This is a genomic window from Neorhizobium tunisiense (genome assembly GCF_039631515.1).
Classification (GTDB): Bacteria; Pseudomonadota; Alphaproteobacteria; order Rhizobiales; family Rhizobiaceae; genus Neorhizobium.
Window position 1 is genome coordinate 138,359 of the sequence record NZ_JBDIUU010000004.1, and the last position, 14,381, is coordinate 152,739.

Below are 14,381 nucleotides of genomic sequence, written 5' to 3' on the forward strand. Positions count from 1 at the left end.
GCCAGAAAATCAGGCAACTTAAAACTTGGCTCATTTTTTAGCTGTATGGTTTCGACGCCCATGCCGATGAGAACAGCCCGGAGGCGAAAGGGAACCTTCGCCTTCGGGATGCCTCCAGCCATCGTGTGGGCAAAGAATACATTCCGGCCGCCCACAATCATGCCGTCGAGGATGGCCATTACCTCGGAAAGAGCTTTTGTGAACCGCTTGGTGGCAATCGTCCGGCATTGCGAGACGTAATCCCAATCAAGCTTTTCCTGCTGCCAGTTCTCGAGCGTCATCGCAGCGAGCAGGTCGGTCGGCGTCGGACCGCCTTCGGGCGCGTCGAGATCGAAACCGGCCATCAAAGGAATGTTGATGATCCTGCCACCCAGCCGGGACTCGGCCGCTGATAACTCCTCGGCGTTAAGCGGACGCAAAAAGTTGTTCTCGTCGCGCCGTCCAACGGTAATACCGACGATGTCCATGCCAGCCTTGCGGGCTTCGTCCAGCAAGCCTGTGGCGTATCCGCGTCCGAAAAGCTCACCGAATAGCACGAACACGTCGCGGAATGGCCACCCGGTTCGCCGTCTCCACGAGCGCGCGATCGGCATTCGGCGCGCCCATAAGGGATAGTGAGAGTTCCAGACCGGCGGCGGTCACCGGGAACGCCAGCTGCGGATAGCCCCCGAGACCGGCAAGACACAGCAACCGGATGCTGGCCGAACGAAAGGCCGCAAGTCGGCCCGGGCTCGCATCGCACGGTGGTGCGTCGATTGCCAGGGTGGGCAGCGCGAGCAGCATGCAACCGGCGAGAAGATGCGCCGTCTCGTTCCGAAAGGCGCTTTGTATCCTCCGCGCTTCCTGAACGTCCACCGCATCGTGGTACGATCCGGCTGCTGCGAATTCTTCCGCCAGCGGGCCGGCATCGTCGTCACTCTCCTGCCCCTCCCCCTCCCCTCCTCCAGCCGCATCGGCATGGGCCGCGGCTCCTCCCGCGATCGGGCCGCGATAGAAAGCGTCCTGCCCTCCCTGCCGATCACTTCGAGCGTATCGGCGAGCTGTTTCTGATGCTGGATGGAACCCGCCGGTGGCGCCTTGCCGTCGACGAGGAAGACACGGCTCGCAGCCGGATCGTCCTTCAGGATCTCCGCCTGCGCGGCAAGGTCGTGCGCCGTGGGCGGGGGCAGAACATAGCTGTCGCGCGCCAGCTTGATGGCCGGGGCGAGAATATCGGCCATCTTCATGCGGCCGTGATCGGCAACCAGCCGCGTCCAGGCATCCACCGCACCCGGCACGGTGATCGTGTGCGGCGAGCTGCGGCTAAGGCTGGTGACGCCGAGCGAACGGAGATGTTCGACGGTTGCGGCAGCCGGTGCCCTGCCTGACCCATTATAGGCCAGCACCTTGTCCGTGCCGCCGAGCGAGAGAAGAGCGAAGCAATCGCCGCCGATGCCGGTCGAGCCGGCTTCGACGACGCACTGTACGGCGCAAGCGGCAACCGCCGCATCGACGGCATTGCCGCCACTACGCAAGATGTCGATGGCGGTGAGCGTCGCCAGCGGCTGGGCTGTAGCCCCCTCCCTCACCGGTGGCTCACTCAGAACTTTGAACCGTGGCGGGATCGCTCTGCGATACTGGAAAGATCGACTTTCTTGCCCGCGACATCCGCGACGATCTTCAACGTACCGCCGAGGGATTCGACATAGTCGCGAAGCGTCGACAATTTCATGTCGGCGCGCTTCTCCAGTCTTGAGACATTTGTCTGTCTGAAACCGGTCCCGGCAGAGACGTCTTCCTGCGTCCGACCAGCGAGAGCCCGCAATTCACGCAGATTGTGCGCCGTGACAAGCTCGTCGGCCCGCGTTGCAACGGCGCGCTGTTCGTCATCGGGAAGCGTCTGTATCAGCTTGTCGAGATCATCCATGTTTCTTCTCCAACTCGCGCAAATGCTCGTCGTATCGTTTATCAGCCAGATCGATCAGCCGTTTGTAGAAGAGTTTCTGGTTCACACCGCTCTTCGCACCACCGCAGAGAACGACGGCCTTTCGTTCCGGGTCAAAAGCAAAAGCGAAGCGCCATTGCACCTTCAACACCTTGACGCGCAGTTCTTTCATGTTCGCATGCCTGGAGCCCTCGAGTGTGTCGACCTCAGGCCGTCCCAGTCGAAAGCCCTTCTCGCGAAGCAGCACCAAATGCGCGAGCAATTCGATCCGAACATCGGCTGGAAGGTCCATGATCTCGCCCTTGAAGCGGTCGTGAAACTCGACCTTCCATACCGTCATTTCATATCCTGAATGATATAGATACTTTGGGATATATAGTCCATGTCTCTCATCAAGGCAATGGTGGGCATGTCCTCCAGAAGTTCCCACAAACGATCGTTTTCTCGCGTCGCCCGGATCTGGAAAATGATTCTAGCCATCGATAACAAGCGCTTATCGATGGTCCGGCCTAATTGACTTCGGGCTTTTCTGGAAGCCTTGAGCGACATGCCGCCGCTTCAAAAATCTCCCCAGTTTACCGAGGAACTGCCAGCTTTCGCCGCCCGGCATGCGAAGCTCGACGCTGGCCAAGTCCTCCGGCTTGGAAACCTTCTTGTTTCCCTTGAGATTGACGTGGCGGGCTCCGTAATAGGCTGGCGCCAGGATCTCCACCTTCAGTTTCTCGCGGGCCGTTTTCCTGACCTCCTCGCCGACGTCGCTCTCGACGATCTTGATGAGATGATCGGCGTCGCGAACCACATAGGCCGCGCCGAGGATATCGAATTCGGGCGCCTGCTTGGCAAAGTCCCAAGGCGGCAACATTGCCATCTCCAGGTTGCCGCGCTGAGGGCTGACCCTAGCAGAGGTAGCTCAACATGTTGAAATCTTGTTCAATTTGCGGAACCGGCAGGGGCGCTCTTCGAAGTCGATGGTGGGGTCAAATGCAACGCCGGAACACACATGCAGGATATCGACACGATCGACATCGCGCGCGCCGCCGATCTTCATCCGAAATATGCGATGAACATTTTCCGAAGGTCGACCGGAATGACGTTCAGCAAATACGTCAACCTCTTGCGGCTTTCCCGTGCGCAGGCGCTTCTGATGCAGGACGGAGCCAATGTGTTGCAGGTCGCAATGGACAGCGGCCTCGGCTCGCTCAGCGCGTTCAACAAATCCTTCCGGCATATTTCGGGTATGTTGCCCTCCGATTTCCGGCGGGATAGCCGCTTTGCCGCCTACGCAATGTCCTAAGCGGGAATACCGTCTCGGGCGGAGACCCAACACTATCGAACGGCGGTGGTATCATCGCAGCGCTGCAGAAATAGCGAAGTCGTTGAATGTCCATCATGCTGCCCGGTGCTTTCTTCGTCTTCGCGTGTGATGAAGGGCTACCATCCTGAAGGTCGAGGATTCGAACGGCCCCACAGGCCGATCCGCAGTCGGCGCAGCGCGGTCGTTTCCGGAGGACAGGATGGCAGGCCGTGATACGGGAGCCATTGATTGCGCCATTGCTCCGCATATGCCCGCCGGGCCCAAGGCCGAGCTTTGCCTCGACGACAATGTCATTTCGCTGAGCATGGTCACCTACCAAATTGAACGGGCAGCTCAAATGCCGAGAGCCATGCCGTCCTTGCGGGGGTCGGATCCGCCTTTCAGCACGCCTGTTTCCCAGTCGATCCAGATTGCCTGGGCGCCGCCCATGGCCGACTCCGGCGCCTTCACCTCGAAACCGCGCCTGGTGAACTCCGGGCCGATCGTGTTGCGCAGCCGGGCTTCCATCTCGACCTGGTTGGTTCCGGGCAGCGGGAAGAGGCGCGGCAGGTCGATGGCGCTCTGCAGGTCCATGCCGTAGTCGAAGACTTTTGAGAGGAAATGGGCGTGGCCCATGGCCTGATACTGGCCGCCCATGACACCGAAGGGCATGACGGCACGGCCGTCCTTCGTCACCATGCCGGGGATGATCGTATGCATCGGCCGCTTGCCCGGCGCGATCACGTTCGGATGGTCCGGATCGAGCGAGAAGCTGAAACCCCGGTTGTGGAACATCACCCCGCTCTTCGGGTCCATATGGCCGCTGCCGTAGACAAAGAAGATCGAGTTGATGAAGCTGATTGCATTGCGGTCGCTATCGACGACCGAGAGATAGATCGTGTCCTTGTGCGGTACTTCGTCGAAGGGCGGCAAGTTCTCGATCGCTTTTTCAGGATCGATCATGCCGGCCAATTCACTGGCGAGTTCCTCCGAGAGCAGGTAATCGACCGGCACGTCGACCTTGGCCGGATCGGCGAGCAAACGATTGCGCGCCGCATAGGCTAGACGCGTCGCCTCGACCTCGATATGCAGGCGTTCAGGCGCCAGCGGATCGCCTTTGCCGGGAAAATGCGACAGGATGTTGAGGATCATCAGCGCGATGATGCCCTGGCCGTTCGGTGGGCATTCGTGGATTTCGTGGCCACGGAATGTCGTCTTGATCGGCGTTACGTATTCGCCGCGGGCGCTGGCGAAATCTTCGAGCGTGTGCAGCGCACCGATGCCGTTCAGGTAGCTCACCATGCCTTCCGCGATCGGGCCGCGATAAAAAGCGTCCCTGCCTTCCCGGCCGATGGCTTCGAGCGTATCGGCGAGCTGCTTCTGGTACTGGACCGAACCTGCCGGCGGCGCCTTGCCGTCGACGAGGAAGACACGGCTCGCCGCCGGATCGTCCTTCAGGATCTCCGCCTGGGCGGCAAGATCGTGCGCCGTACGCGGGGGCAAAACATAGCCGTCGCGCGCCAGCTTGACGGCCGGGGCGAGAATATCGGCCATCTTCATGCGGCCGTGGTCGGCAACCAGCCGCGTCCAGGCATCCACGGCACCCGGCACGGTGATCGTGTGTGGCGAGGTGCGGGTGAGGCTAGTGACGCCGAGCGAACGGAGATGTTCGACGGTTGCGGCAGCCGGTGCCCGGCCTGACCCATTATAGGCCAGCACCTCGTCCGTGCCGCCGAGCGACAAAAGAGCGAAGCAATCGCCGCCGATGCCGGTCGAACCGGCCTCGACCACGCATTGCACGGCGCAGGCGGCGACCGCCGCATCCACGGCATTGCCGCCATTGCGCAGGATGTCGATGGCGGTGAGCGTTGCCAGCGGCTGCGAGGTTGCGGCCATCGCGGTGCGGCCAACGGCGAGCGAACGGCCGGGTAGTTCGAAGTCTCTCATGTCACTCTCATCACTGGAAAATGGGCTCAAGACCCTGTGGCGGCTCAATATTCGTCCTCAACAGACCATGCCGGGCAGGCGGCATCAAGCCGTCATGTGCTGATTTCCGAAAGCCGGCCGCTGTTCGGGCTTAAGCTGCGATCCGCGAAATTCCCATCTTGCAGCCGGAGGCTTCGAGCGCCGCGCCGGCGACCTCCACGAAGAGGGCGCGGAACCATGAGGCACGGCTGTCCGCATGGTCGACACGCCGGTAGAGCATGCTCACCGGCTCAGCGGGCAGGTCGATCGGCGGCAGGTCGATCGTTAGATCATGGAGTTGGGCCATGCAGCGGGCGATCGATTCCGGAATAGTGGCGATGGCCGGCATCGCCCGAAGTGCCGTCGGCAGCGCCGAAAAACGCGGCACAGTCGCCACGACATTGCGGGTTTTCCCGTGACGGGCGAGCGCAACGTCGATGCTGGTCGAGGAATTGCCCTCGAAGGAGACGGCCACATGCGGCGCATCCGCGTAGTCGTTGAGGCCGAGCGGCGCATTGAGCCTGATCTGCGCGGGATCGTAGACGCACACGGACGACTGGGTGAAGAGCGGTGCGCGGACGTGCCAGGAGGCCGGATCGCCATGCACCGCGACGCTGAAATCGAAGGCGCCGTCATCCAGCATGCGCGAAACGTCACGCCGGTCCGAGGCGACTCCGATCAACCGCGAACCGGGCGAGAACTGCCGCAGACGGGCGGCCAGCGGGCCGAAGAAAGCCGATTCGAGATTGTCGCACATGCCGATGCGGAACTCGCCCTCCCAGCTTCCGGGATCGAATTCGGCCGGCGGCCGGATCGCTCGTTCGATGTTCGAAAGTGCATCCTCGATGACGGGCGCGATCGCCAGCGCCCGGGGCGTCGGCTGCAGGCCACGACCGACACGTACGAACAGTTCGTCGTCCAACGCCTCGCGCAGCCGTTTCAGCGCAGCCGACAAGCCTGGCTGTCCGAGCAGCAGGCGTTCGGCGGCGCGACTGACGTTCCGTTCCTGCATCAGCACCGCGAAGGCCAGAAGCAGGTTGAGGTCAATCTTTCGAAGGGTCGCATCATTCATCATCGTCAGTAATACCTGCCATGGCAATTATCAATTTGCAATAGGTCAAGAAGATGGACAATTTCTGGATCCTCTGCCGGCCCGGTTCGACCTCCCCGCTCCGGGGGCAGCATGAACAAGGATCAGAATCCCATGAGCAATCCTCAATTCCGAGGGGCTGCGGGGCTTGCATTGCTGCTGCTCTGCACCGCCAATTTTCTCGACGCGATGGATGTCTCCACAATCGGCGTCGCACTTCCCGCCATTCAGGCCGAACTCGGCATGCGGCCCACCTCCCTGCAATGGGCGGTCAGCGCCTATGTGCTCGGTTACGGTGGTTTTCTGCTGCTCGGCGGCCGGGTGGCCGACATTTTCGGTCATCGCCGCGTCTTTCTCTGGTCGCTGGCGATCTTTGCGGCGGCCAGCATCGCCGGCGGTTTCGTCGACAGCGGCCCGACGCTGATCGCCGCCCGCCTCGTCAAGGGAATCGCCGCTGCCTTCACGGCACCCGCAGCGCTGGCACTCCTGCTGGCGGTGTTCGGCGAAGGGCCGCAACGTGCCAAGGCGCTTGGCCTCTTCGCCTCCACCGGGGCAGCCGGTTTCGTGCTCGGCATGGTGCTCGGCGGCGCGGCGACCCTGATCAGCTGGCGGGCAACGCTGGTGATGGGGGCGCCAGTCGCGATCCTGACCCTGCTCCTTGCACCGATAGCCTTGCCGCTCGACGCACGCCGCACCGGGCCGCGTCCCGGCTTCGACTGGGCGGGCGCAATCACCATCACTCCCGGCCTGCTGCTTTTCGTGTTCGGCATCACCAATGCGGCCTCGGCCGGCTGGGCCGACCTCCTCACCTGGGGCTCGCTGGTGGCCGCAGTCGTGCTGATCCTCGCCTTCCTCGCCATCGAAGCCCGCCATAAGGACCCGATGGTGCCGCTCGCGATGTTCCGCCGCGCCAGACTTACCCATGCCAATATTGTCGGTTTCCTCTATCAGGGCGCCTACATCGGCTTCCAGTTCACCGCGACGCTCTATTATCAGGCCGTCTACGGCTGGTCGGCCTTTGCGACGGGCTTCTGCTTTGCCGGTGCCGGTGCCTTCGTGATGTTCCTGGCTCCGCGTTTCGCGACGCTCGCCCAGAACCGTGGCACGACCGGTTTCATGACGGCGGGCGTCGCGTTGCAGGCGATAAGCTACATCTTCTGGGTCCTGTCGGTCGGCCATATCGACCCGATCCTGCTGGTCGTGCTCTCGCAGATTCCGCTCGGCCTCGGTTATGCCATGACCTTTCCGTCCATCCAGGTCGCGGCACTGGCCGATATCGAGGAGGATAAATCGGGGCTTGCCTCCGGCATGTTCTTCGCCGCCTTCCAGATCGGCGGCGGCGTGGTGCTGGCGGCAACGTCTGCCGTGTTCAGTGGCGCTCCCAGCTTCGGCTGGGAACCATATTCCGCCGCCGTTGCCTTTGTCGCGACGCTCGCGGTGGTGATCACGCTGATCGCAGCGCTCGGGCCAAAACCTTCGCCGGCAGTCGACCGGTACCAGGCCGCTGAATAGATCTGCCTGTAAACCAGAGTCCTGCTCTTCACCCGCGCCACCGCCCGGCGCGGGTTTCTTTTTCCGATACTTCGGCCCCATAGCAGATCGTCCGCGCGGCAGGGTATGTCCATCGCGTCGCTTGCAGTTCGCCCGGCTTTGTCGGACAATGAGACGGAGCAATATAATTTGGCATCAAACTATATTGCCGCATCTCCCCATTCCTAATAGCTTCCACAGCGGGAGGAATGCAGGAATGACGGTTGAATCATCGATACGACAGGACGCGCAGGCAACATCTGCGGAGGGCGAGACGCTTGTCCCGGCCATGTTCCAGAACCTGATCGGATATCATCTGAGGGTCGCGCAGGAGACCTCCTTCCAGGCGTTTGCCAGGGCGGCCGGCAAGGCTGACTTGAAGCCCGGATGGTATTCGCTACTGACCGTGCTTGCCGAACGAGAGAGCATGACGCCGTCGGAGCTCAGCCGAATCTGTGGCCGCGACCGTTCGACGCTTACCTCCAGTCTCAAGGCATTGTCCCATCGCGGACTGATCGAACGGCGATCGAACCCCGACGATCAACGCAGCTACAGTGTCAGGCTCACCGAAAACGGTCGAAATATGCAGGAGCGTTTGCACGCGATCGCCGTCGTCTATGACCGCCATCTTGATGAGATCGCCGGCAAGGACAAGGCGGTGCTGATTGCTGTGCTCGGCCGGATCGCCGCGACCTTCGGCACGCCCCAGCATCTTGAAGATGCGGTATCGCCGTTGCGAGACCTGCCGCAATGATTTCGAATAGTCCTTGGTGAGCCAGCCAGCAGCTTTTCAAGCAAAGGCCGGCGAGTCGCCCCGCCGGCCATTTCAGTCTCCGGGGCAGAACATCTGTCGTCAGAGGATGTGCGTGCCGCCGAGGTTCTGCATCGCGCGGCGTGTCATGACGGCGACGAGATGGGCGCGGTAGTCGGCCGGCGCATGCATGTCGCCCATCATCCGCGACGGGTCGATGGTCAGGCCCTCCAGCGCTTCGGCCAAAAAATTCTCGGTCAGCAGTTCCTCGGCCTCGGTCCAGCGGAACACCCCCTCATTGCCGGCGCCCGTGATCGCAACGCGGATGTGGCCGTCGCGATGTTTGGCGACGAAGGAAGCGGCCATCGAATAACGCGAGGCTGGATTGCGGAATTTCGCATAACCGGCGATTTCCGGAATCTTGAACTCGACGCGGACGAGGATTTCACCTGGCTCCAAGGCCGTGGTGTAAAGGCCCTGGAAATAGTCATTGGCGGGGATTTCGCGGCGGTCGGTATGGACGATCGCATCGAGCGACAGAACGGCGGCGGGATAGTCGGCCGCCGGGTCGTTGTTCGCGGTCGAGCCCCCGATCGTGCCCATGTGGCGCACCTGGACGTCCCCGATCGAGCCGGCGAGGCTCGAAAGCGCGGGGATGGCAGCCTTGATCTCCTTGGAAGCCGCGACGACGGCATGTTTGGTGGCCGCGCCGATGACCACCTTGTCGGCGGTGACTTCAATGCCGGACAGTTCCCGGATACTGCGCACGTCGATCAGGTGCGCAGGCGCGGCAAGCCGGCTTTTCAGCGTCGGGATCAATGTATGGCCGCCGGAAAGATAGGAGGGCTCCTCGGAGCTCTCATAGAGTTCGACGGCTTCGGTGAGCGTCTTCGGCTTGTGGTAGGTCGTTGCGTACATGATGTGGCCCTCGCCGCTTATTCGGCCGCGACGGCATGCGCCGCGCGATGCTTTTCGGCAGCGTCGAGCACTGCCTTGACGATGTTGTGGTAACCGGTGCAGCGGCAGATATTGCCTTCGAGTTCATGGCGGACGGTATGTTCGTCGAGCATGCCGTCATGGCGACGGATCATGTCCACCGAGGCCATGATCATGCCGGGCGTGCAATAGCCGCACTGCAGACCGTGATGTTCGCGGAAAGCCTGCTGCACGTCATGCAGCTTGCCGCCTTCGGCCAGCCCCTCGATCGTCGTCACCTTCGAACCGTCGGCGGCGACGGCAAGCACGGTACAACTCTTCACGGCTACACCGTCGAGATGGATCGTACAGGCGCCGCACTGGGTGGTGTCGCAGCCCACATGGGTACCGGTGAGGCCGAGATGTTCGCGGATGAACTGCACGAGCAGCGTCCGGTCTTCGACGTCGCGCGTCTGCGGCGTGCCATTCACGGTGATGGTGACACGGGACATTGGTCCCTCCTCTTCAAATCCATAATTCAAGGCTGGCCGAGTTATATGACGTCGGCCCCATGCATGTCAGCTTATGATAGCGGCATCCCCCCGCATGTCATCCGTTCCGGAGGGCATGCCCTCATTTATGAACAGCGCCCCACGGAAAACCGCAGGCCCGAAAATCCGGAAAGGTTTGGAGAGCGGCGACTCACCGATCTCAATATGTGAGAAATTCGGCGACCCAAGCGTTGCGTCCGCGCGAAAGCGACGGTAAGTCGTCACAATACTTGGTGAGGAAAGTCCCATGCGCCGCATCATCATCGCCATCACCGGAGCTTCCGGTGTCGTCTATGGCGTTCGCGCCCTGCAGCTTTTGAGGGAAGTCGAGGATGTCGAGACCCATGCGGTGATCTCACCTTCAGCTTTCCGCACCGCGATCGACGAAATCGACATGAGCGCGGAAGAGATCAAGAGCCTGGCCGACGTGCTCTATAATCACAAGGATATCGGCGCGGCGCTCTCCTCCGGCTCGTTCCGCACCGCCGGCATGCTTGTCGCACCCTGTTCGGTGAAGACGCTGAGCGGTATCGCCAACTGCTACAATGACGAGCTGATCGTGCGCGCGGCCGACGTCTGCCTGAAGGAACGCCGGCGTGTCGTGCTCCTGTTTCGCGAAACGCCGCTGCATGCCGGCCATATCGCGCTGATGGACCAGGCGACCCGCAACGGGGCAATCGTCATGCCGCCTGTTCCGGCTTTCTATTCGAAGCCTAATTCACTGGACGAGATGGTGACCCAGACGGTCGGCCGGGCGCTTGATCTCTTCGATATCCACCTGCCAATGGTCAAGCGCTGGAAGGATGGCCCTGGCTCACCCGGCCAGCACTGATTTGGTGCTCCGGATATCGATCCTAAAGGACAGCGAGCGCGTTTTCGATCACGGCCAGCGCGGTGGCAGCCCGCTCATCCGGCTCCGCCCCACGGAAAAACGTCACGACACTTCTGAGGTTGCCAGCTGCATCGCCGGTTGATCCGTCGGTGGCCAGTAGTGCCTTCCCTTCGGCCTCCAGCACCGCCAGCTCGATCTTTTCCGAATTGAGCTCGGCAGCCTTCACGCCGTTGCGCAGCATTTCCGTCTCTTTCGTGGGCGCGGGATACGGCCCGCTCTTCAACTGCCGACGCACGGAGCGCAGCGGTTTGACCACCTCATTGTGCCAGTCGGCGACGAGGGCGTCGATGCGGGCAATCTCGGCTGGCGAAAGCGCCACGGAATTCCTGGCGAGCCAACCGGAAAACAATAGCACCGGTACATCCACGCCACTTTCATCCTGAAGCACCAGACAGGCTTCGCCGACACCGGGTGCACCATAAAGGCGGACCGCGAAATCCCAAAGCTCCTGCCCAACACCCGCAGCCATCCAGCCCTCTCCATTGCCGTCTGACGGTTTATCAGTTCGGCCCCCGCGCCGCTAGAAATGCTTGAAACCGTCGCCTGGCATCTGAATGAACCTGGTTCAGGCCGCCAAAGCCTGAACGTACCGTCGTATCAGGCGGCCCGGCGGCGACGCTGGGCCTGGGAGGAGCCGGCGCCGAGCTGGAACTGGCCGACCATCTGCCGCAGCTTCGAGGCCTCGTCGGCAAGACCGGAGCTCGCCGCCGTCGTCTCCTCGACCATTGCGGCGTTCTGCTGGGTCACCTGGTCCATCTGGTTGACGGCCGAATTGATCTCCGAAAGCCCGGTCGACTGTTCGCGGGCCGAGCGGGCGATATCGTCCACGTGGCTGTTAATCGTGACGATATAGCCCTCGATCGACTTCAGCGATTCGCCAGCGTCGCGGACATATTTCACGCCGTGGCCGACTTCGACGGTCGAGTTATGGATCAGCGACTTGATCTCCTTCGCCGCGTTGGCCGAACGCTGAGCGAGTTCCCGCACTTCCTGCGCGACGACCGCAAAGCCCTTGCCTGCCTCGCCGGCCCGCGCCGCCTCGACGCCGGCATTGAGAGCCAGGAGGTTGGTCTGGAAGGCAATCTCGTCGATGACCCCGATGATGTTGGAGATCTGGTTGGAGCTTTCCTCGATGCGTCGCATCGCTTCCACCGCATTGGCCACAACTTCGCCGGAACGGGCGGCGGATGAATTGGCTTCCGCGGCGATCTTGCGTGTCTCATCGGCCTTCTTGGAGGCGGAACTGACATTCGCGGTGATCTGATCGAGCGCTGCCGCCGTCTCTTCGAGCGAAGAGGCCTGCTGCTCGGAGCGTCGTGACAGGTCGCTGGCGGACTGGCTGATTTCCCGGGTCCCGCCATCGATTGCCTTGGCGCTGCCGGCGATTTGCGTCAACGTGCTGGCGAGTTGGGCGATCGAGGTGTTGAAGTCGTGGCGCAGAGCTTCGAAATCCGCCGAGAAGGCCTCGTCAAGCTGGAAGGAGAGATCGCCTGCAGCGAGACGGCGCAGGCCGCCGCCAAGGCCGGATGTCGCGATGCGAAGCCGTTGGGACGCGTCGGCTTCGGCCTGTTCCTGCGCGGCGATGCGCTCCGCTTCCGACCGGTTGCGGGTTTCGGTCGCCTCGTCTTCCAGCCGCTTGTTGTCGATTGCAGCCTTACGGAAGATCTCCACGGCGGCTGCCATCCCGCCGACCTCGTCCTTGCGATCCATGCCGAAAATAGTCAGCGTCAGTTCGCCGCCGGCCAGGCGTCGCATGCAATCCTGCAGGCGTTGCAGCGGCCCGACGACGCCCGACAGCACGACTCGGATCGAGAAGCCAACCACGATCAGCGAGATGATGCCGATCACCGTCATCCAGAAGGAGAGGTTGGCCTTGTCCTTCAAGGCATCCTCGAAACTCTTGTGGGCGACATCGGACTGCAGCTTGGTCAACGCGTTCAGCGGTTCGGCAAGCGGTTCGATCGCCGGGTAGAGCCGCTTCGTCACATAGGTATCGAGAGCCGCCTGATCGCGTTTGCCCATGATCGCCAGAAGCTCATCGACCGCTTTGGTGGTTTCGGTACGTGCACCGAGGTAACGCTGGACAAGGCTTTTTTCCTGATCGGACAGGTAGGTCGCCGAGTAGGCCGCCCATTCACGGTTGGCGGTGGCGAGCGCAGCGCGAACGGTTTGCTCGCCCAGTTCCCAGCTGAAAGCGCCGCTGCGCGTCTTATGGGCGGTATCGACGATGGTGACCGCATAGGCATCGGAGACCGTCTTGATCTGCGCCATGGGCTCGACCCGGTCCTCGACGATCGTGCGGGTGCGGGCCGACAGCGTGTCCATTCCGATGAATGCGACTGTCGTGGTGGCCGCAAGTGCAAGCGCAAGGCCGACAACGCTGGCGACGAGCTTGAATTTAATAGTCATCGGAAGGATCCCATTGCTGAAATTCGAGGTAATGGCCAATCCGCTTGGCCTGCTATAATTTAGGATTATCGAAAATACTGAGGATATGTTTAACGGCAGCTACCAGGGGTGGCGCAAAGGACGTCCTTTCGCTCGGAACTGAAGCGCCACGCGAACGCGCCGGTTACGCGCGTATGGCGATCTCGCTCGGCATCCGGCAGGCCGCTGACGAGATGGCGACGTCATGGTATCCTCATTTTCCCGGCCCGCATGAGCGGCGGCGGGGTCTACGAGGCGGTGATATCGGACCCCGACCGCAACCCGATCGAGATTACGGAGTGATTCGGTTTAAGCTTGCCCGGCTCAGCCTTGAAAGGTCCAGGGATTGAGGCAGGGTACGCCGAGCAGCTCGAAATCCGAGATGTTGCGGGTGACGACGGTCAGCCCGTGATGCAGCGCTGTCGCGGCGATCATTGCATCTGGTGACGGCCGCTTGTTCGGCGTGGGGAGGGTGCCAGTGCGAAGAGCAATCGTGGTATCGAAGGGAAGGATGCGGCCGCTGAAATTCACCAGCACATCCTCGGTCAGCCAGCGTTCCAGTTCGGTCGAGAAAACAGGGTTTCGGCTTTGCTCCAGTCGGACGCCGAAACGAATCTCCATGATGGTGATCACTGACAGAAACGCGTCGTCTATGCGGAACTTCCGCATGAAAGCCTGAAAGGCAGCCGCTTGCTTTTCCGGCCGCTTCGAGCACGAAATGACATTGGTATCCAGCAGGAATGCCATTCAGAACTCAACCTCGCGCCCCTCGAAACTCAGGCGCGGAGGGTCGAAATCCTGATCGACCGTACCTTGGGTATCGCGCAAAGCGTCGTAGAGGCTCTTCTGCTTCTTCCAGTTGGCCTCGAATTCCTCGTAGCTGACAAGCACATGAGTCGGCTTGCCGTGATCGGTGATGACCAACGGGTTTTCGTTTGCCGCCCGCCGCGCCTTGCTCGGGTTCTGGTTGAAGGAGGCGCTGGTCATGTATGAAAGGGTCATCGGGACCTCCGGAGCAATTCTAGTATCTTTCTTCGAAAAT

General features: G+C 61.7%; 15 protein-coding genes and 2 pseudogenes. 4 read left to right on the top strand and 13 right to left on the bottom strand.

Annotated features, from left to right (window positions below; translation table 11 throughout):
- Positions 1-92: 92 nt before the first annotated feature.
- The 5 genes and pseudogenes from ABCW43_RS16920 to ABCW43_RS16940 all read right to left on the bottom strand — a co-directional run.
- A pseudogene (locus ABCW43_RS16920) lies at positions 93-593 on the bottom strand (enoyl ACP reductase FabMG family protein); the annotation flags it as partial.
- Between the two features lie 45 nt (positions 594-638).
- Complete coding sequence (locus ABCW43_RS28845) at positions 639-1,568, bottom strand: gamma-glutamyltransferase (protein ID WP_445738958.1); 930 nt, start codon at positions 1,566-1,568, stop codon at positions 639-641.
- 11 nt (positions 1,569-1,579) lie between these two features.
- The gene (locus ABCW43_RS16930) at positions 1,580-1,906 is read right to left on the bottom strand and encodes a helix-turn-helix domain-containing protein (RefSeq protein WP_345926484.1); all 327 of its coding nucleotides are present in this window, start codon (positions 1,904-1,906) and stop codon (positions 1,580-1,582) included.
- Positions 1,899-2,264, bottom strand: coding sequence for a type II toxin-antitoxin system RelE/ParE family toxin (locus ABCW43_RS16935; protein ID WP_345926486.1), 366 nt, complete (start codon positions 2,262-2,264; stop codon positions 1,899-1,901). Before ABCW43_RS16935 ends, ABCW43_RS16930 begins: the two co-directional genes overlap by 8 nt.
- 153 nt (positions 2,265-2,417) lie before the next feature.
- Positions 2,418-2,798, bottom strand: a complete 381-nt coding sequence (locus ABCW43_RS16940) for a type 2 periplasmic-binding domain-containing protein (RefSeq protein WP_345926927.1) — start codon at positions 2,796-2,798, stop codon at positions 2,418-2,420.
- A 129-nt stretch (positions 2,799-2,927) separates the two neighbouring features.
- Between ABCW43_RS16940 and ABCW43_RS16945 the strand changes: the two are divergent.
- Positions 2,928-3,218, top strand: a pseudogene (locus ABCW43_RS16945) (helix-turn-helix transcriptional regulator); the annotation flags it as partial.
- Between the two features lie 354 nt (positions 3,219-3,572).
- Here ABCW43_RS16945 and ggt read toward each other — a convergent pair.
- Both ggt and ABCW43_RS16955 read right to left on the bottom strand, forming a co-directional pair.
- Positions 3,573-5,165, bottom strand: coding sequence for a gamma-glutamyltransferase (gene ggt, locus ABCW43_RS16950; protein WP_345926488.1), 1,593 nt, complete (start codon positions 5,163-5,165; stop codon positions 3,573-3,575).
- Positions 5,166-5,295: 130 nt separating this feature from the next.
- Positions 5,296-6,258 (bottom strand): LysR family transcriptional regulator, encoded by a 963-nt coding sequence (locus tag ABCW43_RS16955; protein WP_345926490.1) that lies wholly within the window; start codon positions 6,256-6,258, stop codon positions 5,296-5,298.
- A gap of 129 nt (positions 6,259-6,387) precedes the next feature.
- Between ABCW43_RS16955 and ABCW43_RS16960 the strand changes: the two genes are divergently transcribed.
- Positions 6,388-7,785 carry an MFS transporter gene (locus ABCW43_RS16960; RefSeq protein ID WP_345926492.1) on the top strand — a complete coding sequence of 466 codons (1,398 nt, stop codon included), beginning with the start codon at positions 6,388-6,390 and terminating at the stop codon, positions 7,783-7,785.
- A gap of 235 nt (positions 7,786-8,020) precedes the next feature.
- Positions 8,021-8,557 (top strand): MarR family winged helix-turn-helix transcriptional regulator, encoded by a 537-nt coding sequence (locus tag ABCW43_RS16965; RefSeq protein WP_345926493.1) that lies wholly within the window; start codon positions 8,021-8,023, stop codon positions 8,555-8,557.
- Positions 8,558-8,656: 99 nt separating this feature from the next.
- Here the strand turns inward: ABCW43_RS16965 and ABCW43_RS16970 are convergent, their stop codons facing one another.
- A complete protein-coding gene (locus tag ABCW43_RS16970; RefSeq protein ID WP_345926495.1) occupies positions 8,657-9,472 on the bottom strand; it encodes an FAD binding domain-containing protein in 816 nt (271 codons plus the stop codon).
- A 17-nt stretch (positions 9,473-9,489) separates the two neighbouring features.
- The gene (locus ABCW43_RS16975; protein WP_345926497.1) at positions 9,490-9,981 is read right to left on the bottom strand and encodes a (2Fe-2S)-binding protein; all 492 of its coding nucleotides are present in this window, start codon (positions 9,979-9,981) and stop codon (positions 9,490-9,492) included.
- Between the two features lie 286 nt (positions 9,982-10,267).
- Here ABCW43_RS16975 and ABCW43_RS16980 point away from each other — a divergent pair, with 286 nt between their 5' ends.
- Positions 10,268-10,852 carry a UbiX family flavin prenyltransferase gene (locus ABCW43_RS16980; protein ID WP_345926499.1) on the top strand — a complete coding sequence of 195 codons (585 nt, stop codon included), beginning with the start codon at positions 10,268-10,270 and terminating at the stop codon, positions 10,850-10,852.
- Between the two features lie 22 nt (positions 10,853-10,874).
- Here the strand turns inward: ABCW43_RS16980 and ABCW43_RS16985 are convergent, their stop codons facing one another.
- From ABCW43_RS16985 to ABCW43_RS17000, 4 genes are all read right to left on the bottom strand, one after another.
- Entirely contained in the window at positions 10,875-11,381 is a 507-nt protein-coding gene (locus ABCW43_RS16985; protein WP_345926501.1) for a TIGR02444 family protein, read from the bottom strand.
- Positions 11,382-11,509: 128 nt separating this feature from the next.
- Positions 11,510-13,321: a HAMP domain-containing methyl-accepting chemotaxis protein gene (locus tag ABCW43_RS16990; protein ID WP_345926503.1), complete on the bottom strand. Its 1,812-nt coding sequence runs from the start codon at positions 13,319-13,321 to the stop codon at positions 11,510-11,512.
- A gap of 342 nt (positions 13,322-13,663) precedes the next feature.
- Positions 13,664-14,086, bottom strand: a complete 423-nt coding sequence (locus ABCW43_RS16995; RefSeq protein ID WP_345926505.1) for a type II toxin-antitoxin system VapC family toxin — start codon at positions 14,084-14,086, stop codon at positions 13,664-13,666.
- A complete protein-coding gene (locus tag ABCW43_RS17000; protein WP_345926507.1) occupies positions 14,087-14,341 on the bottom strand; it encodes a type II toxin-antitoxin system Phd/YefM family antitoxin in 255 nt (84 codons plus the stop codon).
- Positions 14,342-14,381 lie beyond the last annotated feature (40 nt).